At 71.6% G+C, this 20,545-nt stretch carries 15 protein-coding genes and 1 pseudogene; 12 read left to right on the forward strand and 4 right to left on the reverse strand.

Annotated elements, in window-relative coordinates; all coding sequences use genetic code 11:
* Positions 1-158 precede the first annotated feature (158 nt).
* From AB0O07_RS20430 to AB0O07_RS20440, 3 genes are all read left to right on the forward strand, one after another.
* Positions 159-1,847: a PucR family transcriptional regulator gene (locus AB0O07_RS20430; RefSeq protein ID WP_365635132.1), complete on the forward strand. Its 1,689-nt coding sequence runs from the start codon at positions 159-161 to the stop codon at positions 1,845-1,847.
* A 287-nt stretch (positions 1,848-2,134) separates the two neighbouring features.
* Positions 2,135-3,580, forward strand: a complete 1,446-nt coding sequence (locus AB0O07_RS20435) for an aldehyde dehydrogenase family protein (RefSeq protein ID WP_365635135.1) — start codon at positions 2,135-2,137, stop codon at positions 3,578-3,580.
* 408 nt (positions 3,581-3,988) lie between these two features.
* Positions 3,989-5,971: an acyl-CoA dehydrogenase family protein gene (locus AB0O07_RS20440; RefSeq protein WP_365635138.1), complete on the forward strand. Its 1,983-nt coding sequence runs from the start codon at positions 3,989-3,991 to the stop codon at positions 5,969-5,971.
* 95 nt (positions 5,972-6,066) lie between these two features.
* Here the strand turns inward: AB0O07_RS20440 and AB0O07_RS20445 are convergent, their stop codons facing one another.
* On the reverse strand, positions 6,067-7,302 hold the full coding sequence (locus tag AB0O07_RS20445; protein ID WP_365635141.1) for a glycoside hydrolase family 64 protein: 1,236 nt from the start codon (positions 7,300-7,302) through the stop codon (positions 6,067-6,069).
* A 463-nt stretch (positions 7,303-7,765) separates the two neighbouring features.
* Between AB0O07_RS20445 and dxr the strand changes: the two genes are divergently transcribed.
* The 6 genes from dxr (at position 7,766) to AB0O07_RS20475 (ending at position 15,717) form a co-directional block, all read left to right on the forward strand.
* Positions 7,766-9,091, forward strand: a complete 1,326-nt coding sequence (dxr, locus tag AB0O07_RS20450; RefSeq protein WP_365635144.1) for a 1-deoxy-D-xylulose-5-phosphate reductoisomerase — start codon at positions 7,766-7,768, stop codon at positions 9,089-9,091.
* The gene (locus AB0O07_RS20455) at positions 9,088-10,389 is read left to right on the forward strand and encodes a site-2 protease family protein (protein WP_365635146.1); all 1,302 of its coding nucleotides are present in this window, start codon (positions 9,088-9,090) and stop codon (positions 10,387-10,389) included. Before dxr ends, AB0O07_RS20455 begins: the two co-directional genes overlap by 4 nt.
* Before the next feature lie 163 nt (positions 10,390-10,552).
* Positions 10,553-11,707, forward strand: coding sequence for a flavodoxin-dependent (E)-4-hydroxy-3-methylbut-2-enyl-diphosphate synthase (gene ispG, locus AB0O07_RS20460; protein WP_365635149.1), 1,155 nt, complete (start codon positions 10,553-10,555; stop codon positions 11,705-11,707).
* An 802-nt stretch (positions 11,708-12,509) separates the two neighbouring features.
* The gene (locus tag AB0O07_RS20465; protein WP_365635152.1) at positions 12,510-13,355 is read left to right on the forward strand and encodes a GNAT family N-acetyltransferase; all 846 of its coding nucleotides are present in this window, start codon (positions 12,510-12,512) and stop codon (positions 13,353-13,355) included.
* A gap of 15 nt (positions 13,356-13,370) precedes the next feature.
* The gene (locus tag AB0O07_RS20470; protein WP_365635154.1) at positions 13,371-13,952 is read left to right on the forward strand and encodes a GNAT family N-acetyltransferase; all 582 of its coding nucleotides are present in this window, start codon (positions 13,371-13,373) and stop codon (positions 13,950-13,952) included.
* A gap of 73 nt (positions 13,953-14,025) precedes the next feature.
* Positions 14,026-15,717, forward strand: a complete 1,692-nt coding sequence (locus AB0O07_RS20475) for a proline--tRNA ligase (RefSeq protein ID WP_365635157.1) — start codon at positions 14,026-14,028, stop codon at positions 15,715-15,717.
* Between the two features lie 217 nt (positions 15,718-15,934).
* Here AB0O07_RS20475 and AB0O07_RS20480 read toward each other — a convergent pair whose 3' ends face one another.
* Genes AB0O07_RS20480 through AB0O07_RS20490 form a run of 3 tightly spaced genes read right to left on the reverse strand, consistent with a single transcriptional unit; the run spans position 15,935 to position 18,184 of the window.
* Positions 15,935-16,933 (reverse strand): aminoglycoside phosphotransferase family protein, encoded by a 999-nt coding sequence (locus AB0O07_RS20480; RefSeq protein WP_365635160.1) that lies wholly within the window; start codon positions 16,931-16,933, stop codon positions 15,935-15,937.
* 40 nt (positions 16,934-16,973) lie between these two features.
* On the reverse strand, positions 16,974-17,396 hold the full coding sequence (locus AB0O07_RS20485) for a ferritin-like domain-containing protein (RefSeq protein ID WP_365635163.1): 423 nt from the start codon (positions 17,394-17,396) through the stop codon (positions 16,974-16,976).
* Entirely contained in the window at positions 17,393-18,184 is a 792-nt protein-coding gene (locus AB0O07_RS20490; RefSeq protein ID WP_365635166.1) for a hypothetical protein, read from the reverse strand. Before AB0O07_RS20490 ends, AB0O07_RS20485 begins: the two co-directional genes overlap by 4 nt.
* 143 nt (positions 18,185-18,327) lie before the next feature.
* On the opposite strand from AB0O07_RS20490, the gene rimP reads away from it, so the two are divergent.
* From rimP to AB0O07_RS20505, 3 genes and pseudogenes are all read left to right on the forward strand, one after another.
* Positions 18,328-18,825 (forward strand): ribosome maturation factor RimP, encoded by a 498-nt coding sequence (rimP, locus tag AB0O07_RS20495; RefSeq protein ID WP_365635169.1) that lies wholly within the window; start codon positions 18,328-18,330, stop codon positions 18,823-18,825.
* 2 nt (positions 18,826-18,827) lie between these two features.
* Positions 18,828-19,847: pseudogene (gene nusA, locus AB0O07_RS20500) on the forward strand (transcription termination factor NusA); the annotation flags it as partial.
* A gap of 360 nt (positions 19,848-20,207) precedes the next feature.
* On the forward strand, positions 20,208-20,486 hold the full coding sequence (locus AB0O07_RS20505; RefSeq protein WP_365635325.1) for a YlxR family protein: 279 nt from the start codon (positions 20,208-20,210) through the stop codon (positions 20,484-20,486).
* Positions 20,487-20,545 lie beyond the last annotated feature (59 nt).

The following is a 20,545-nucleotide window of genomic DNA, read 5'->3' on the forward strand; positions in this document are numbered from 1 at the left end:
CTGGCACAATTGAGGGTTACCGTTGCTACAAGACGGCAAAATGACCGCACGGCCCGGATCTCGGGCCGGACGCTCGGGCCGGACGGGGGTGTCCATGCCCCTGACGGCCTCTGTCCGTCGCCCTGCCCCTCCGCTGCCGAAGGTCCTACGGTTCCACCATGCCGCCCACCCTCGCCTCGCTCGTCCAGCACTCGGCGCTCCACCTCACCGTGTACGCGGGGGAGGACCGGCTGAGCACGCCCGTCCGCTGGGTCCACGCCAGCGAGCTGCCCGACCCCGTCCCGTACATGGAGGGCGGGGAACTGCTCCTCATCACGGCGACCACGCTGGACGCCGCGGACGCCGGGGCGATGCGGCCGTATGTACGCCGGCTGGCGGACGCCGGGGTCGCCGGGCTCGGCTTCGCCATCGGCGTGAACTACGAAGACGTCCCGGAGGCCCTCGTCGGCGCGGCGCGCGAGGCGGGGCTGCCGCTGCTGGGCGTTCCACGCCGTACCCCGTTCCTGGCCATCAGCAAGGCCGTGTCGGCGGCGCTCGCTGCCGACCAGTACCGCGCCGTGACGGCGGGGTTCGAGGTCCAGCGCGAGCTGACCCGCGCCGCGCTCTCCGAAGGGCCTGCCGCGCTGCTGGAGCGGCTCGCAGCACATGTGAACGGCTGGGCGGCGCTGTACGACGCGTCGGGCGCCGTCGTCGCGGCGGCGCCCGAGTGGGCGGCGCGGCGCGCGGCGCGGCTCACGGCGGAGGTCGAGCGGTTGCGTGAGCGCCCCGCGCCGGCGAGTGCCGTCGTCGGCGGCGCGGACGCGGGGGACGGCGCGCCCGGCGACGCGGAGGACCGGGTGGAACTCCAGTCGCTCGGCACCGGCCGCCGCGTCCGGGGCGCCCTCGCGGTCGGTACGGGGGCCGCGCTGGGCACGGCCGAGCGGTACGCGGTGCACTCCGCCGTCGCGCTGCTGACGCTCACCACGGAGCGTTCCCGCGCCCTCCAGGCCGCCGAGCAGCGGCTGGGCGCCGCCGTACTCCGCATGCTGCTGTCCGGCGAACCGGACCACGCGCGGACCGTGGCGGGGGACCTGTACGGTGCGCTGCTCGACGCGCCGTTCCGGCTGCTGATCGCGGAGTCCGTGGCGGGAGCCGGCAACTACGCCGCCCCGCACGGGGCCGGGGGCGCCAGGACGGACCACCCGCTCCAGGCGCTGACCGACGCCATCGAGGCGGCGGCCTCACGCGCCGCCGAAGCCGTGCTCGTGGTGACCGACGGGGAGGACCGTCTTGCCGTGGTGGCCTCCGACGGCGGCGCGGTGGTCGCCGCCACGGCGCCGTACACGCCGCAGGAGGCCGAGGAGGCGGGCGTCGTCATCGGCCTCTCCGCGCCGACGGGGCCGATCGCGACGGCCGGCGCCTACAAACAGGCCGAGCAGGCCCTGTCGGTGGCCAGACGGCGCGGCAGAGCCCTTGTCGAGCACGAGGCGCTCGCCGCGGGCTCGATCCTGCCCCTGCTCGCGGACGACGCCGTACGCGCCTTCGCGGAGGGCATGCTGCGGGCACTGCGCGACCACGACGCCAAAGGACGCGGCGATCTGGTCGAGTCCCTGCGCGCCTGGCTCTCCCGCCACGGTCAGTGGGACGCCGCCGCAGCCGACCTGGGCGTGCACCGCCACACGCTCCGCTACCGCATGCGCAGGGTCGAGGAGATCCTGGGCCGCTCGCTGGACGACCCGGACGTACGGATGGAGCTGTGGCTGGCGCTCAAGACCACGGCCGCCCCGACGCCGCCCGCCCCCACGCCCTCCCCGGCACCGTCGGCCCCGACGCCGCCCGTTCCCACGCCCCCGGAGCCTCGTACGTAGCGGGGACGGGGCAGCGGAGCACGGGGAGCAGAGCACGGGGCAGCCGGGTGCGGGGGCGGCTCGGCCTGCGGGGCACCGAGGCGGTCACATCCGGGGCCTGGGGAACGCCGGGGACGCCATGTGCCCTGCTGGGCGCCGTACGGTGCGGGGCCGCCGCAGGTCCCTACGTACGACATTGCGTAGCACAACTCCCGGCGCACCACTCCACCACGGATAATCCGCCGCATGCCCTCGCGCCCCTACCGTGGGACATACACGACGTCTCCTCGGAAGGGCCCGGACTCGCAATGACTTCCACCCACGCTTTCTGGCTCGCCGGCCGCCAGGCCACCGGCGACGACACCCTCGACGTCACCTCCCCCTGGGACGGGCGCGTCGTGGGGACCGTCTCCGTACCGACCGACGCACAGGTCGAGGAGGCCGTCGCCGCCGCGTACGCCGTGGTCGACGAGTTCGCCGCGACGCCCGCGCACGTACGCGCCGCCGCCCTCGACCACGTCTCACGCCGCCTCGCCGAGCGCACCGAGGAGATCGCCCAACTGATCTCTGCCGAGAACGGGAAGCCCCTGAAGTGGGCCCGGGGTGAGGTCGGCCGCGCCGTCTCCGTCTTCCGGATCGCCGCCGAGGAGGCCCGGCGCTTCAACTCCGGTGATGCCCAGCGGCTCGACACCGACGCGGGGGGTACGGGGCGCCTCGCGCTGACGCGCCGCTTCCCCCGCGGCGTCGTCCTGGGCATCGCGCCGTTCAACTTCCCGCTCAACCTCTGCGCCCACAAGGTCGCCCCGGCCATCGCCGCGGGCGCTCCGATCATCCTCAAGCCCGCCCCGGCGACGCCGCTCTCCGGCCTTCTCCTCGGTGAACTGCTCGCCGAGACCGACCTCCCCGCCGGTACGTGGTCGGTGCTGCCCGTGTCCAACGACCGCATGCCCGCACTCGTACAGGACGAGCGGCTGCCGGTGATCTCCTTCACGGGTTCCGACAAGGTCGGCTACGCGATCATGGATTCCGTCCCGCGCAAGCACTGCACCCTCGAACTCGGCGGCAACGGCGCGGCAGTCGTCCTCGCCGACTACGCGAGCGACCAGGACCTGGAGTGGGCGGCGACGCGTATCGCCACGTTCTCCAACTACCAGGGCGGCCAGTCCTGCATCTCCGTGCAGCGGGTGATCGCCGACGCCACCGTGTACAAGCGCCTCGTACCCCGCATCGTCGCCGCCGTCGAGGCCCAGGTGGCCGGCGACCCCGCGGACGACACCACCGACGTGGGCCCCCTCGTCAGCGAGGACGCCGCCAAGCGCGTCGAATCCTGGGTCGACGAGGCGGTACGTGCCGGAGCGCGGCTCCTCACCGGCGGCAAGCGTGACGGCGCCAGCTACACGCCCACCGTCCTCGCCGACGTCCCCGAGGACACCACCCTCGCCTGCGAGGAGGTCTTCGGGCCGGTCCTCACCCTCCAGCGCGTCGAGACCGAGGCCGAGGCGTTCGCCCGCGTCAACGACTCGAAGTACGGCCTCCAGGCCGGCGTGTTCACGCACGACCTGCGGGCGGCGTTCCGCGCCCACCGCGCCCTGGAGGTCGGCGGTGTGATCGTCGGCGACGTCCCCTCGTACCGCGCCGACCAGATGCCGTACGGCGGGGCCAAGCAGTCCGGTGTGGGCCGTGAGGGTGTGCGGTTCGCCATGGACGACTACACCTACGAGCGCGTTCTCGTATTGACGGGGATCGACCTCTAGGCAGGCCCATACCGCGCCCTTGTGGTCGCCCTGTAACGCCGCTTCGTAAAGCCGTCCTCTATACGCGTATACGCGCCCCGTACGCCGCCTCGTCGGGGCTCCGTACGGGGTGCGTATACGGAGCGACGTACGGGGCGGCGTCTCCATGCCGGGCGGAATGGGGGGCATGAGGGGCGGAGGCGTCATCGAGGGGCGACGGAGCGCGTACGGGGCGACGGGGGAGCCGTGCACGACTGGTGGGGGCGCCCGGAATCGGGTAGATACGGACCAGTAGCAGCAGTCGGCATATCGACACCGTCACTGGCGGAGGCGGCTCCGTCCCGCGCCGTCGCGTACAGGGCCGCGTACCGGCCCCGTACCCGCCAGGCAACGCCATTGGCCCCGACTCCGCGGCGAGGTGAGTTCCTCATGTCCGCCCCATCCGCACCGTCAGCAGCGTCCGCGCCCCAAGGCCCTCGCGAGCCACAGGGCAAGCCCAAGGTCTCCGAACGCGAAGCGCGGCAGGTCGCCGAGGCCGCCCGTGAGCAGGGCTGGCGCAAGCCCAGCTTCGCGAAGGAGATGTTCCTCGGCCGCTTCCGCCTCGACCTCATCCATCCGCACCCTCTGCCGGCCCCGGGGGACGTCAGGCGCGGCGAGGAGTTCCTCGCCAAGCTCCGCGCGTACTGCGAGACGCGCGTCGACGGCGCGCTCATCGAACGCGAGGCCAGGATCCCGGACGAGGTGGTTGACGGCCTCAGGGAACTGGGCGCCCTCGGTATGAAGATCGACATCAAGTACGGCGGTCTCGGCCTCACCCAGGTGTACTACAACAAGGCCCTGGAACTCGTCGGCTCCGCCAGCCCCGCCGTCGGGGCGCTGCTCTCCGCGCATCAGTCGATCGGCGTACCGCAGCCGCTCAAGCTCTTCGGCACCCAGGAGCAGAAGGACCGCTTCCTGCCGCGCCTGGCCCGTACCGACATCTCCGCGTTCCTGCTCACCGAGCCCGACGTCGGCTCCGACCCCGCCCGGCTGGCCACGACCGCCATTCCCGACGGAGACGCTTACCTCCTGGACGGCGTCAAGCTGTGGACCACCAATGGTGTCGTCGCCGACCTGCTGGTGGTGATGGCCCGCGTCCCCCGGCAAGAGGGGCACAAGGGAGGCATCACCGCGTTCGTCGTCGAGGCGGACTCGCCCGGCGTCACCGTCGAGAACCGCAACGCCTTCATGGGACTGCGCGGTCTGGAGAACGGCGTCACCCGCTTCCACCAGGTCCGCGTCCCCGCCGCGAACCGTATCGGCCCGGAGGGCGCCGGCCTCAAGATCGCGCTCACCACGCTCAACACGGGGCGGCTCTCCCTGCCCGCGATGTGCGTGGGCGCCGGCAAGTGGTCGCTGAAGATCGCCCGCGAGTGGTCGTCCGTGCGCGAGCAGTGGGGGAGGCCGGTGGCCCGCCACGAGGCCGTGGGGGCGAAGATCTCGTTCATCGCCGCCACCACGTTCGCGCTGGAGGCGGTCGTCGACCTCGCCTCCCAGATGGCCGACGAGGACCGCAACGACATCAGGATCGAGGCGGCGCTCGCCAAGTTGTACGGCTCCGAGATGGCCTGGCTGATGGCGGACGAACTCGTTCAGATCCGCGGCGGCCGGGGCTTCGAGACGGCGGACTCCCTGGCGGCCCGCGGCGAACGCGCCGTCCCCGCCGAGCAGATGCTCCGCGACCTGCGCATCAACCGGATCTTCGAGGGATCCACCGAGATCATGCACCTGCTGATCGCCCGCGAGGCCGTCGACACGCACCTCGCGGTGGCCGGCGACATCATCGACCCCGACAAGACACTCCAGGACAAGGCGCGGGCGGGGGCGCGGGCGGGGAAGTTCTACGCCGGCTGGCTGCCGAAGCTGGTGGCGGGCCCGGGGCAACTGCCCGGCTCGTACGCGGCGTTCCACCCGGCCGGACACCCCGACCTGGCGGCGCATCTGCGCTACGTCGAGCGCACGGCCCGCAGGCTCGCCCGGTGCACCTTCTACGCCATGTCGCGCTGGCAGGGCCGTATGGAGACCAAACAGGGCTTCCTGGGCCGGATCGTGGACATCGGCGCGGAGCTGTTCGCGATGAGCGCCGCGTGCGTACGGGCCGACCTGCTGCGCACGCGGGGCAACCACGGCCGCGAGGCGTACCAACTGGCCGACGCCTTCTGCGAGCAGTCCAGGATCCGCGTCGAGGAGCTCTTCACGCGACTCTGGTCGAACACGGACGACCTCGACCGCAAGGTCGTGGACGGTGTCCTCTCGGGGACGTACGCCTGGCTGGAGGACGGCATCGTCGATCCGAGCGGAGAGGGCCCCTGGATCGCCGACGCGACGCCGGGACCGACTCGGCGGGAGAACGTGCGCCGTACCATCCGCTGAGCCCCTGTGGCGCCCCGTACGGCGCCACAGGGGAGGCCGGGCCGGTGGGCGGCGTGCCCCCCGGCCCGGCCCCGTGATGCCCCGTCACACGTCCTTTAGCTGAACGGATCCAGGGTGATGAACGCCTCCTGCGGGTTGTTGTCCGTCACCAGCGACTCATGGTTGCCGACATCGTCGAAGGCGAAGGCGTACGCCTTCCCGTCGGCCATCTGCGCGTGGATCTTCCGCGCGTAGTGGTTGGTCACCCCGTCCTGGTAGAAGCTGCCCGCATTGGTGTCGGGCTGGTTGGGGTTCACCAGGAGGGTGGAACGGTTGAAGCCTGCGCAGAGGGTGCGCGATATCGGGCCCCGTACGGCGTCGTTGGGCGCGTCCAGAAGCTTGTAGCAGCCGAAGACGCTGTCGGAGTCGGGCTTCTGGAACGAGGTGACGACCGCGCCCGACGCGTTGGTGAAGTTCATGACGTTGCCCGAGACCCGGCCGAAGTACTTGGTGCCCGGCTGGTCCGCGAACGGAGTCACGGTCAGCGTGGAGGACGCATAGGTGTTCCACACGCGGTTGATGTAGTCGTCCATGACGGACGCGGGCAGCGCGCCCGCCTCGATGCCGTGACCGGGCGCGAGAGCGCGCAGAACGGTGCCGTCGGCGCGTGTCTGGATCAGGTTGGCCCAGCCGCCCGGCTGCTCCCGCAGAGAGGCGTAGAAGCCGTTGTAGCCGCCCGCCTTGAGGTGGCCGGTGGTCTTCGTCGTGCCGTCCGGGACCTTGACGCCCACGGCGTACGGGGCCGAGAACATGTCGACCTGGGTGCTGTTGATCCACAGCCCGGAGCCGTTGAGCGTGTACTCGGTCCAATTGAAGAGGATGTCCCGGTTCGGGTCGGACGGGTTCTGCACGGCGGGCTGTACGAGGCCGCCCGTGGTGAGTTTGAAGACGAGCTTCTGGCCGTACGAGAAGTAGACCCGGCCGGAGAACTGCGGCATCCGGATCGTCATCGACTGCCCGTTGGCGGGCCCGGCGATCGACGCGTCCGGCGCCGGGGTGGGCGGATTGCCCCCGGCCGGCCAGGCGTGGAACGTACCGTTCGCGTCGGCCCAGCCTTGCCGGCCCGTCGAGAGCTCTGTCCCGATGTTGTAGACGTAGACCTGATCGCCGCGCCCGGAGCTGTTCTTGATGGTGAGCGGAATGGTCTCGGGAACCGCCGCTTCTGCCGACGGCGTGGCGGACGCCGTGGGGGCGGCTGCGGTGGCCGCGGATGCGGGTCCTGTGGCCGTGAACCCCGTAGCGAAGACCACGGTGGCGGCGAGGTGGGTCAGTACCTTCCGTAGGGCAGGCACGCTCTTCCTCCTTAGGAGGTGGATTCCAGTGGGGGTGGAAAGAAGAGTCTGAGAGCGCTCTCAGGATCAGGGTGGACGGCAGACGTGTCAACGTGTTCCCACGGACCGGAGCCGACCGGAGGCTTACGGAACCGCCCCCACCCGCCGCGCGCACGCCCCGTACGGTGCCTGTTGCACACGCCCCGTACGGTGCCGTCGGGCCGCGCCGGTACGAAGCGCCCACGCGCCCCGTACGCAATGCCTCACTCAGGCCCCGTACGGTGCCGAGGCCCGTGGCTGCGCCGCCCGCCGCTGTGTCGGCCTCCTTCGTGCCTGTGCCCGTGCGTCGCGGCGTGAGGTCCCCTAGGGGGCGGGTCCGGGGCTCCGTACCGGGCGGGCCGGGGCGCGGGCACGGGTGGCGCATGGAGACACCCATGGGGGCGCGTTGTCGGTCGCACCCCCGGATGCGGCAAGAATGGGGGGCATGAGCGACAGCCCAGCCCCTCTCGCCGATCCGCACCTCTTCTTCGACCCGATCGAAGGCCGCCGTGACGTGGTCGTCCTCGGCTCCACCGGATCCATCGGCACGCAGGCCATCGACCTGGTCCTGCGCAACCCCGACCGCTTCCGCGTCACAGCGCTCTCCGCCGCCGGCGGCCGCGTGGCGCTCCTTGCCGAGCAGGCGTGGCGGCTGCGGGTCCGTACGGTCGCCGTCGCGCGCGAGAGCGCCGTCCCCGAACTGCGGGAGGCCCTCCGCGCGCGGTACGGGGCGGGCGAACCGCTCCCCGAGATCCTCGCCGGCCCCGACGCCGCCACCGAGGCGGCCGCCTCGGAGTGCCACACCGTCCTCAACGGCATCACCGGATCCATCGGGCTCGCCCCCACGCTCGCCGCGTTGACGGCAGGCCGCACCCTGGCGCTCGCCAACAAGGAGTCGCTGATCGTCGGCGGCCCCCTCGTCAAGGCGCTGGCGAAGCCCGGGCAGATCATCCCGGTCGACTCCGAGCACGCCGCGCTCTTCCAGGCGCTGGCGGCCGGCACCCGCGCCGATGTCCGCAAGCTCGTCGTCACGGCCTCAGGAGGGCCCTTCAGGGGCCGTTCCAAGGCCGATCTCGCGAGCGTCACCCCCGCCGACGCCCTCGCGCACCCCACCTGGGCCATGGGGCCGGTGATCACGGTCAACTCCGCGACCCTCGTCAACAAGGGCCTCGAAGTGATCGAGGCCCACCTGCTCTACGACATTCCCTTCGAGCGCATTGAGGTGGTCGTCCACCCTCAGTCGTATGTGCACTCGATGGTGGAATTCATGGATGGTTCGACACTGGCCCACGCGACCCCGCCCGACATGGGCGGGCCGATCGCCGTGGGTCTCGGCTGGCCCGAGCGGGTTCCCGACGCCGCGCCCGCGTTCGACTGGACGAAGGCCTCGACCTGGGAGTTCTTCCCGCTCGACACCGAGGCGTTCCCGTCCGTGGGACTCGCCCGGCACGTCGGGGAGCTGGGCGGCACGGCCCCTGCGGTGTTCAACGCCGCGAACGAGGAGTGCGTGGACGCGTTCCTGGCGGGGCGGCTGCCGTTCAACGCCATCATGGAGACGGTCACCGCCGTCGTGGCGGAGGCTGAGCGCGCGGCGCCCCGTACCGGCGCGGGTGACGTCGCGGGACGGGGCGCCGCGGAAGGAACCTCGCTCACGGTGGCCGACGTCCTCGAAGCCGAGACATGGGCACGCGCCCGTGCCCGTGAGACAGCAGCGAAATTCAGTGACCTACGTCAGTCACGTGATGAACAGCCAGCGGAGGCTCGCGCATGACGATTCTGTTGACGGTCCTCGGCATCCTTGTGTTCGTCGCAGGGCTGCTCTTCTCCATCGCCTGGCATGAACTGGGACATCTGTCCACGGCGAAGCTCTTCGGTATCCGCGTACCCCAGTACATGGTCGGCTTCGGACCGACCATCTGGTCGCGCAAGAAGGGCGATACGGAGTACGGCCTCAAAGCGATCCCTATGGGTGGCTACATCCGCATGATCGGGATGTTCCCGCCGGGCCCCGACGGGCGCATCGAGGCGCGCTCCACGTCGCCCTGGCGCGGGATGATAGAGGACGCACGGTCCGCCGCGTTCGAGGAGCTCGAACCCGGTGACGAGAAGCGGCTCTTCTACACCCGTAAGCCGTGGAAGCGCGTCATCGTGATGTTCGCGGGCCCGTTCATGAACCTCGTCCTGGCCGCGGTCATCTTCATCAGCGTCGCCATGGGCTTCGGCTTCCAGACGCAGACCACGACCGTCGCCGGCGTCCAGAAGTGCGTGATCTCGCAGAGCGACAAGCGGGACACCTGCGAGAAGGGCGACCCCGTCTCGCCCGCCGAAGCGGCCGGCCTCAAGCAAGGCGACAAGATCGTCGCCTTCGACGGCAAGCCCGTCGAGGACTGGTCGACACTCTCCAACCTGATCCGCGGCACGATCGGCCCCGCCACCATCACCGTTCAGCGCGACGGTACGGAGCAGGTCCTGCACGCCACGCTCGCCAAGAACATGGTGGCCGCCAAGGACTCCAAGGGCGAGGTCATCCCCGACAAGTACGTCCCCGCCGGCTACCTCGGGTTCGCCGCCGCCACGGAGATCGTTCCGCTCTCCTTCCCCCAGTCCGTGGACCGCATGGGCGACATGATCGTGCACGGCGTTGACTCGATCATTTCGCTGCCCTCGAAGATCCCCGACCTCTGGAGCGCCGCGTTCGGCGACGGGCCGCGCAAGGACGACTCGCCGGTCGGCGTGGTCGGCGCGGCGCGCATCGGCGGTGAGGTGATGACCCTCGACATTCCGGCGCAGAACCAGATCGCGATGATGCTGTTCCTGCTCGCCGGCTTCAACCTCTCGCTCTTCCTCTTCAACATGCTGCCGCTGCTGCCCCTCGACGGCGGCCACATCGCGGGCGCCCTCTGGGAGTCCCTGCGGCGCAGGCTGGCGCGGCTGTTCAAGCGCCCCGACCCGGGCCCCTTCGACGTGGCGAAGCTGATGCCGGTCGCCTATGTGGTGGCCGGGATCTTCATCTGCTTCACCTTGCTCGTTCTGGTCGCTGATGTCTTCAACCCCGTGAAGATCAGCTGATAACAGCCGTTTTACAGCGGCCGGGCACCATGTGTGTCCGGCCGCTTACCTTTGCGTGGACTTCCCGCGAGGATGTGCCCGCCCGGCGCGGGGTGGCGTAATCTCGGGTCCTGGAGCCCGCCGATCTCGGGACCTTGATCCATACCTTGGGGTTGCACTACAGATGACCGCAATTTCTCTCGGAATGCCGTCCGTACCGACGAAGCTCGCCGATCGAAGGGTCAGCCGTCAGATCCAGGTCGGGTCGGTGGCGGTCGGCGGGGACGCGCCGGTCTCGGTGCAGTCGATGACGACGACGCGGACATCGGACATCGGCGCGACGCTTCAGCAGATCGCAGAGTTGACGGCTTCGGGGTGCCAGATCGTACGCGTGGCATGCCCCACCCAGGACGACGCGGACGCGCTCGCGGTCATCGCCAAGAAGTCCCAGATCCCGGTGATCGCGGACATTCACTTCCAGCCCAAGTACGTCTTCGCGGCGATCGACGCCGGGTGCGCGGCGGTCCGCGTGAACCCGGGGAACATCAAGCAGTTCGACGACAAGGTGCGCGAGATCGCTCGGGCGGCGGGCGACGCGGGCACGCCGATCCGTATCGGGGTGAACGCTGGTTCGCTCGACGCGCGGCTGCTCGCCAAGTACGGCAAGGCCACCCCCGAGGCGCTGGTGGAGTCGGCGCTCTGGGAGGCGTCGCTCTTCGAGGAGCACGGGTTCCGCGACATCAAGATCTCCGTGAAGCACAACGACCCCGTGGTCATGGTGAACGCCTACCGGCAGCTCGCCGCGGCGTGCGACTACCCGCTGCACCTCGGTGTCACGGAGGCGGGACCGGCGTTCCAGGGCACCATCAAGTCGGCGGTGGCGTTCGGCGCGCTGCTGGCGGAGGGCATCGGCGACACGATCCGCGTCTCGCTGTCGGCGCCCCCGGCCGAGGAGGTCAAGGTCGGTATCCAGATCCTGGAGTCGCTGAACCTCCGGCAGCGGCGCCTGGAGATCGTCTCCTGCCCGTCGTGCGGCCGCGCCCAGGTGGACGTCTACAAGCTCGCGGACGAGGTCTCGGCGGGGCTGGAGGGCATGGAGGTCCCGCTCCGGGTCGCCGTCATGGGCTGCGTCGTGAACGGCCCCGGTGAGGCCCGTGAGGCCGACCTCGGCGTCGCCTCCGGCAACGGCAAGGGCCAGATCTTCGTCAAGGGCGAGGTCATCAAGACCGTCCCGGAGTCGAAGATCGTGGAGACCCTGATCGACGAGGCCATGAAGATCGCCGAGCAGATGGAGAAGGACGGCGTCGCCTCGGGCGAGCCCGAGGTCTCCGTGAGCTGACCCACGGCCCCCGTAGCGCACCGTACGCACGACTCGTAAGGCACGTGGTCGGCCGGACGAGCACCAGCCGAGCACCAACCCGTCGCCCGGCCCCACGCCCCGTGGGCCCCGCAGCCACCCTCTTCTGGGCACTGGCTGCGGGGCCGTCGCCGTTGCGGGGCGCCTGTGGCCCCGTACGGGGCGCGGGTGGATGGGCGATGTGCCCGCCCCGTACGCCGCCCCACGCCGCCCCGTACGCCGCCCCGTTCGGGCCCGTGCCGCGCCTTACGAGCCTGACCCGCCAGCGCTCCGTACGCCGCCCCGAGCCCGCCCTGCGCCGGCCGCGCCGCCATGAACCGCCCCGTACGCCGCCCTCTCGGCGACGCGCAGGCTCGCCCGGCCCTGTACGCCGGCCTGGCCCTGTAGTACGGCCCGGCCCTGCGCGCCGTACGCCGCGCGGGGCGGCGTCGCCCCAGACGGCAAAGCCGCCCCGTACGTTGCCCGTACGCCGCTCCGGGCTCGGCCCCGCGCCGTACACACCGGTCTGCCCCGCACCGCCCCGGGACGCCGCGATGCGCGCTCCGTCCCGCAGCGTCCTGCCCGGGCGCCGTGCGCCGCTGCCTCACGTGGCGTCTTGCGCGGCCCTGGAGCGCCGCCTGGGGAGCCCGTACGGCAGGTGCGGTGCCCGTCCGCCGGCAGCGCGCGTACGGGGCGTAGCGGGCGGCGTACGGGGCGTGGTGGGGCCTTGCGTGCGCGCGGGCGGCGGCGTGTGGTGGTGGCGGGTACAGTGCGGAGATCGGCATACGTATGGTGAGGCCCCCTCGTGTTGACGCAGACCACCACCCGGGTCCTCGAACCCGGTGAACTCGGCGCCGCGCTCGCCATCCTGGAGAGCGAGCCCGTCGCCAACGCATTCGTCACGTCCCGCGTCCAGGTCGCCGGGCTCGACCCGTGGCGCCTGGGCGGCGAGATGTGGGGCTGGTACGAGGACGGCCGGCTCCGTTCGCTCTGCTACGCCGGTGCCAACCTCGTCCCCATCTGCGCCACCCCCGAGGCCGTCCGCGCCTTCGCCGACCGCGCCCGCAGGACCGGCCGCCGCTGCTCCTCCGTCGTCGGCCCCGCCGAGCCCACCGCCGCGCTCTGGCGCCTTCTGGAGCCCCACTGGGGCCCCGCCCGCGAGGTCCGCTCCCATCAGCCCCTGATGGTCACGGAGCAGCTTCCCGCCACCGTCGCGCCCGACCCCTTCGTCCGCCGTATCCGCAAGGACGAGCTCGACGTGATCATGCCTGCCTGCGTGGCCATGTTCACCGAGGAGGTCGGCGTCTCCCCGCTCGCGGGCGACGGCGGACTGCTCTACCAGGCGCGCGTCGCCGAACTCGTCGGTACGGGGCGCTCGTTCGCCCGCATAGAGGACGGCAAGGTTCTCTTCAAGGCCGAGATCGGCGCCGCCACCTCACAGGCCTGCCAGATCCAGGGCGTCTGGGTCGACCCCGCGTTCCGGGGGCGCGGCCTCTCCGAGTCCGGTATGGCGGCCGTCGTACGGTACGCCCTCGCCGACTTCGCCCCCATAGTGAGCCTCTATGTGAACGACTACAACGTGCCCGCCAGGGCCGCCTACCGGCGCGTGGGTTTCCACGAAGTGGGTGCCTTCATGAGCGTGCTGTTCTGAAAGTAGGGTTCGGCCATGCCGAGCATCCCCGGGGGCACCCCCCGCACCCCCGACGTACAGGTTGGCCCGGTCGACCTCGCCGCGCGCGTCGACGAGGCCCTCGCTGTGCAGGCCCTCGCCTTCGGCCTCAGCGACGCCGAGGTCGGCGTACGGCGCCACATCGTGCTCCGCCACGTACTGCACCGCGGCTGCCGCGCGCTCGGCGCGACCACCGGATCGGGGCGCCTCGTCGGCTTCGTCTACGGCATGCCCAACGACCGCGCCCACTGGTGGTCCACGGTCGTCGAGCCGTATCTGCGCGCCGGCGGGGCCGATATGTGGCTCGACGACTCCTTCGTCATCACCGAGCTCCATGTGCATCCCGAGTTTCAGGCACGTGGTATCGGCCGTGCCTTGATCACCGCCATCACGGACGCCGCGGTCCAGCCCCGCTCGATCCTCTCCGCCATCGACATCGAGAGCCCCGCCCGGAGGCTGTACCGCACCCTCGGTTACGAGGACCTCGCCCGCCAGGTCCACTTCCCCAGCGCGCCGAAGCCGTATGCCGTGATGGGCGCCCCGTTGCCGCTGCGGCGCACCGTGCCCGGCACATACTGATTTCCGCCAGCCGACGCACCCCGGCTAACCTCCAGGCAACACCCGAGAGAAGCAGAACGCAGGAGTGCTCCCCATGTCCCAGGTCCAGCGCATGTCCCGGTTGATGGTCAAGACATTGCGCGACGACCCGGCGGACGCCGAGACCCTCAGCCACAAGCTGCTCGTCCGCGCCGGCTATGTCCGCCGTACGTCCGCCGGTATCTGGAGCTGGCTGCCGCTCGGCAAGAAGGTCCTCGACAACATCTCGCGCGTCGTCCGCGAGGAGATGGACGCCATCGGCGCGCAGGAGGTCCTGCTGCCCGCGCTGCTGCCCAAGGAGCCGTACGAGGCGAGCGGACGCTGGGACGAGTACGGGGACCTGCTCTTCCGCCTCAAGGACCGCAAGGGCGGCGACTACCTGCTCGGTCCCACGCACGAGGAGATCTTCACCCAGGTCGTCAAGGACCAGTGCACGTCCTACAAGGACCTGCCGGTGATGCTCTACCAGATCCAGACGAAGTACCGCGACGAGGCGCGTCCGCGCTCCGGCGTGCTGCGCGGCCGTGAGTTCCAGATGAAGGACTCGTACTCCTTCGACACCACGGACGAGGGCCTCGCCGCGTCGTACGCGCTGCACCGTGCCGCGTACCAGAAGATCTTCGCGAGGATCGGGCTCGACTACCGCATCGTCTCCGCGGTCTCCGGCGCGATGGGCGGTTCGGCCTCCGAGGAGTTCCTGGCCCCCGCCGCGGCGGGCGAGGACACCTTCGTCGACTGCCCCGCCTGCGACTACGCGGCCAACACGGAGGCCGTCACCTTCAACGCCCCGGAGACGGCGCCCGTCGAGCACGGCCCCCTTGAGGAGCTGGACACGCCCGACACCCCGACCATCGAGACGCTCGCCGCGCATCTCGGCGTGCCGGCCTCGGCCACCCTGAAGAACCTGCTGGTCAAGGTCGACGGCGAGATCACGGCGGTCGGCGTACCGGGCGACCGTGAGGTCGACCTCGGCAAGCTGGGCGAGCACCTGGCGCCCGCCGTGGTGGAACTGGTGACGGCCGACGACTTCACCGACCGGCCGGACCTCGTACGGGGCTACGTGGGCCCCCAGGGCCTCAAGGTCCGCTTCATCGCCGACCCGCGCGTCGCCCCCGGCACCGCCTGGGTCACCGGGGCCAACAAGCCCGACACCCACGCGCGCAACGTCGTCGTGGGGCGCGACTTCGAGGTCGACCAGTACCTGGACGTCGTGGTCGTCGAGCCCGGCGACCCCTGCCCGGTCTGCGGTACGGGGCTGAAGCTGGACCGTGCGATCGAGATCGGCCACATTTTCCAGCTCGGCCGCAAGTACGCCGACACCTTCCAGCTCGACGTGCTGGGCCAGCAGGGCAAGCCGGTCCGCGTGACCATGGGCTCGTACGGTGTCGGCGTCTCGCGCGCCGTGGCGGCCCTGGCCGAGCAGAGCGCCGACGAACGCGGCCTGTGCTGGCCGAGGGAGATCGCCCCGGCCGACGTCCATGTGGTGGCCGCAGGGAAGGCGCTCCAGACCGAGCTGGCGCTGGACGTCTCCGAGCAGCTCTCGGCGGCCGGGCTGCGCGTCCTGGTCGACGAGCGCGCCGGTGTCTCGCCGGGCGTGAAGTTCACGGACGCCGAGCTGATCGGTGTTCCGCACATCCTGGTGGCGGGCCGCCGCTCCGCGGAGGGCGTCGTGGAGCTGAAGGACCGCCGCACCGGGGAGCGCGAGGAGCTGACCGTCGCGGAGGCGATCGCCCGCCTCACCGCCTGACGGTTTCCACCACGGATCCGCCACCGCGCGCCGTACGGGGCCCGGCTTCCGCCGCCCGCACGGCGCGCGGTGTGGTGTGGCACAGTGCGCCACTTCTAGGTGGCCACGTGCTTGTGCACGACTCATGGGGAGTGCTTGTACGCCCACGCCTACGCCGCGCCGCTGCTCAGTACCGCGCCCGTACGCCTCGTCGTGCCCCGTACGTCGCGGAGTGTGCTCAGAGCCAGCTCGCGAACTCCAGAAGCACTTCGGCGTTCTGGCGGTGGCCCGTCGACAGTGCTCGGGTGCCCGACTCCACCGCGCGGAAGAGGGTCCAGCCGCGCAGCCGCTCCTGATCCAGGTCCAGGGAGTCGGCCAGACGCTTGACGCGGCGGCGGGCCGAGGAGGCGCCGGAGGAGGCCGCGACCAGGTCCTCCACCCGGTCGCGCACCAGCCGTGCCACGTCGTAGGCGCGTTCGCCCACGACGGGTTCGGGCCCCACCGCCAGCCACGGGGCGCGGTCGCCCGCCAGGACCTTGCCCTGGTGGAACTCCCCGTGCAGCAGCAGGTGCTCGGGCGGTGCGGCGCACAGTTCGTCGCGCGCCGTCAGCGCCGCCGCGACGAGCGGGGCGGTGCTCTCGTCCGACGCCGCCCGCACCGTCGCCGCTTGGGCAGCGGTCCGCTCGGCCACCGTCGGGAAGGCGTGACCCGCGGGCGGGGCCACCCACAGGCGGCGTACCGTGCCGGCCGCTTCGAGTAGCGCCTTGGCCTCCGGCAGGGAGCGTAGGGACACCTCGGGGTGCAGGCGCTCCAGGAGCAGCGCCCCGTCCGGTGGGTACGGCGGGGCGTCCGTTGCGGGGTCCTCCGCCGCCCCGGTGCCCTCCGCGCCGTACGGGGCGGCCCCGGCGCCCTGCGGGGCGCCCTCGGCTCCGTACGGGGCGGCCAGGAGCCGGACGGAGCCCCAGCCGTGCCAGTGGGCCAGCGCCGTGTGCTCCAGGGCCGGGGCGGCGAACGGGGGCGCGAGCTTGAGGGTGGCGGGGGAGCCGTCGGGGCGCCGTACCAGCATCACCAGGCCGCTCCGGCCGCCCGGGGCGACCACCCGTTCGACGTCCAGGCCCCGGTGCGCCACGGCCTCGGCGGCGAGCGCGGGCAGCCGCGCGAGCCATTCCGCGGCGGCGGGTTCCCCGGTCAGCTCGCCGAGCGTACGCGCCAGACGCTGCGGCGGTTCGAAACCCATACGCGCGGAGATCCCTTTCGGAGCCAGGAATGTGCCGGGCTCACGCTCTCTCGGCGAGCCCAGGAAAGGCTACGCCGCTTCCGCGCCAGCGCACGGCGCGTACCGCCGCCTCGCGCAGCGCCCCCGCCGCCTCGCGCCGCAGGGCGCCCTCGGAGGCCCGTACCAGGTCCGCGTAGACGTTCGCGACCCGGTCCTCCAGTTCGGCGGCGAGCCGTACGGCCGTGGCCCCGTCCGGCACCGTGAAGGGCAGTTCGTACGCCGCCGCCGCGACGACGGGCCGGGCACCCATGTCGCGTACGGTGCGCGTCAACGCGTCGCGCCGGGCACGGTGCGCGGTGTACGCGGCGGTCGCCTCGGCCTTGTGCTCCGTGCCGACGCGGCCGCCGACCACGCCGTACCCGTAGACGGCGGCGTGCTCCGCGGCGAGCGCCGCCTGCGCGGCCTCCAGCGCACGGGTGGTCACGAGCGGGCTCCTTCCGTCAGCAGATAGGCGTGGGCGGCGCTCGCCGCGGCGAGCGAGGCCAGCAGCCGGGCGAGTTCCGGGGGAGCGGCCATGAGGGCGGCCGTGTACGCGTCGCCGGTACGGCGCTCCACGGCGGCCAGGTCCTTGAGCGCCGTGGCGGGGTCGTCGGCCACGGGCTCGGCCGTCGCCCCGGGGCCCGGGGCCGCCGACACTGTGGCCGACGGGGCGGGAGTGGCGGAAGGTTTTTCCGGTGCCGACATCGGCGCCTGCCCCGTGCCCGGCTCCGTATCCGACTCGGGAGGGGACTTCCTGTCGGCCGCCACACGGTGCTCCGCGCTGGCGGCGGCCCCGTCCGCCGCCCCGCCCTTCGCCCCGTCCGCCGCCCCGTGCCGCGCCTCATGGGGCGTGCCCTGCGCCTTGGGGGACGTTTCCTTGCGCGGCTCCTGGTTCGGCTCCGGCGTCAACACCGCGAGATGCCGGGCCACCGCCTTCCGCAGCGGGGCGAGCCGCGCCTCCTGCCCCGGATGCCGCGCCCGTACCGCGTCGTACCGTGCCAGCAGCGCCCGGCCGCTCTCCGCGGTCCGCCGCCGCAACGTCTGCTCCGCCCGCGCCGCGGCGCGCACGGCGCGCTCCGACGCCGCGGCGGCCGGCCCCTCCGCGGAGTCCGACGAGGAGCACGCGGCGGTCAGCAGACCGGCCGTCGCGGCGCCCGCGGCCAAGAGAGCATGTCTCCGTGTCGTCCCCGTGAGCCCCACGCGTTTCTCCTCGGGCCTGGTGAAGATCTCCATGATCAACAGGGTTGAGCGTACCCGCGGGTCACTCTTTCGTGGACGGCAACACCCCTCAGGACCGGATACCCTTTGATCCGACACACGACTGATCTGACACGCGACGATCCCACAACAGCACACGCGGCCGAGGAGTCACCCGGATGAGCACCACCCAGAGCGAAAGGCTGCGCGGACTGCTGGAACCGCTCGTCAGCGCCAAGGACCTGGATCTGGAAGAGATCGAGGTGTCCCGGGCCGGCCGGCGTCGTGTGCTGAGAATCGTGGTCGACTCCGACGAGGGCGTGGACCTCGACGAGTGCGCCGAACTGAGCCGCGCCATCTCCGAGAAACTCGACGAGACGGACGCGATGGGCGACGGCGAATACCAGCTCGAAGTCACCTCCCCCGGAGCGGAACGCCCGCTGACCGAGCAGCGCCACTATCTGCGCGCCGTCGGCAGGCTCGCCCGTATCCAGCCGCATGAGGGCGACGAACTGGTGGCCCGCGTGCTCACCGTGGACGACGAGGGCATCGACCTCGAAGTGCCCGGCGTGAAGGGCCGTAAGCCCACCGCCCGGCGGCTCGAATTCGCCCGGATCGCCAAGGCGCGGGTCGAGATCGAGTTCAACCGCAAGGACAAGAAGGAAGAGGAGGCGTAGCCGTGGACATCGATGTGAAGCTCCTGAAGGGCTTGGCACAAGAGAAGGAGATCCCCTTCGATCTGCTGGTCGAGGCGATCGAATCCGCCCTCCTCATCGCCTACCACCGCACCGACGGCAGCCACCGCCGCGCCCGCGTCGTCCTCAGCCGCGACAACGGCCATGTCACCGTCTGGGCCAAGGAGGACCCGGCCGATCTGGAGGAGGGCCAGGAGCCCAAGGAGTTCGACGACACCCCCTCGGACTTCGGCCGGATCGCCGCGACCACCGCCCGTCAGGTCATCCAGCAGCGCCTGCGCGACGCCGAGAACGACGTCACCTTCGGCGAGTACGCGCGCCGTGAGGGCGACGTCGTGGCCGGCATGGTGCAGCAGGGCAAGGACCCCAAGAACGTCCTCGTCAAGCTGGACGACAAGCTTGAGGCGATCCTCCCCGTGCAGGAGCAGGTGCCGGGCGAGGAGTACACCCACGGGCTGCGGCTGCGTACGTACGTGGTGCGCGTGGCCCGCGGCGTACGGGGCCCCTCGGTGACCCTTTCCCGCACCCACCCCAACCTGGTCAAGAAGCTCTTCGCGCTGGAGGTCCCGGAGATCGCGGACGGCTCCGTGGAGATCACGGCGATCGCCCGCGAGGCGGGGCACCGTACCAAGATCGCCGTACGGTCGACGCGCTCCGGACTCAACGCCAAGGGCGCCTGCATCGGCCCCATGGGCGCGCGGGTGCGCAACGTCATGGCCGAGCTGCTGGGCGAGAAGATCGACATCGTCGACTGGTCGGACGACCCGGCGGAGATGGTGGCGAACGCGCTCTCGCCCGCCCGGGTCAGCAAGGTCGAGGTCGTCGACCTGGGCGCCCGTTCCGCGCGGGTGACCGTGCCGGACTACCAGCTCTCGCTGGCCATCGGCAAGGAGGGGCAGAACGCCCGGCTCGCCGCGCGGCTCACCGGGTGGCGTATCGACATCCGCCCCGACACGGAGCAACCGGAGGGTGCCGACCGGGACCGTACCGCCGAGCGCGATCGCCCGGCCGACCGGGACCGTACCGCCGACCGTGGCGCCGCGGGGCGGGACGCGGGGCGTACGGAGCGCGCGCCCCGTACGGAGCGCGGCGAGCGCGCCGATCGGGGACGGGACCGCTGACGCGGGGGATACCGCTGGTAACGATCCGGGGGCGATCTTTCGCGCGCCCCCACGCGCCCCGTACGGCGGAGATCCTGCCGCGCACCACCACGCACCGCCGCAGTGAGCCGCGTACCGGTGCCGCGACGTGCGGCACCGCACGTCGCGGCACCAGCACGGCCCGTAGGTGTCCATGAGTCTGTACGTGAGCGCCCGAACGCTGCCCCAAAGGGGTGAGGTCGGCGCGGGGAGGTAGACTTGAACGTGTCTGGCCGGACGAGCGACCGACCCTGCCCTGAGCGAACGTGCGTGGGCTGTCGGAAGCGAGCGGCCAAGAGCGATCTGCTGCGCATCGTGGTGATGGGTGAACACTGTGTTCCCGATCAACGCGGTACGCTGCCCGGCCGGGGTGCGTACACGCATCCCGCCTTGACCTGTCTCGACCTGGCCATCCGCCGCCGGGCGTTCACCAGGGCCTTCAAGGCTCAGGGGCCGCTCGACAGCACGGAACTGCGCCGGTATGTCGAGCGGTCGGCACTGTAAGAAGAAGTACGGCACGGGACCCCGTGCGGTTCAGGTACCTCGCGAGTTGGAAGTAGGTC

The organism is Streptomyces sp. NPDC093085 (assembly GCF_040683935.1).
Lineage (GTDB): Bacteria > Actinomycetota > Actinomycetes > Streptomycetales > Streptomycetaceae > Streptomyces.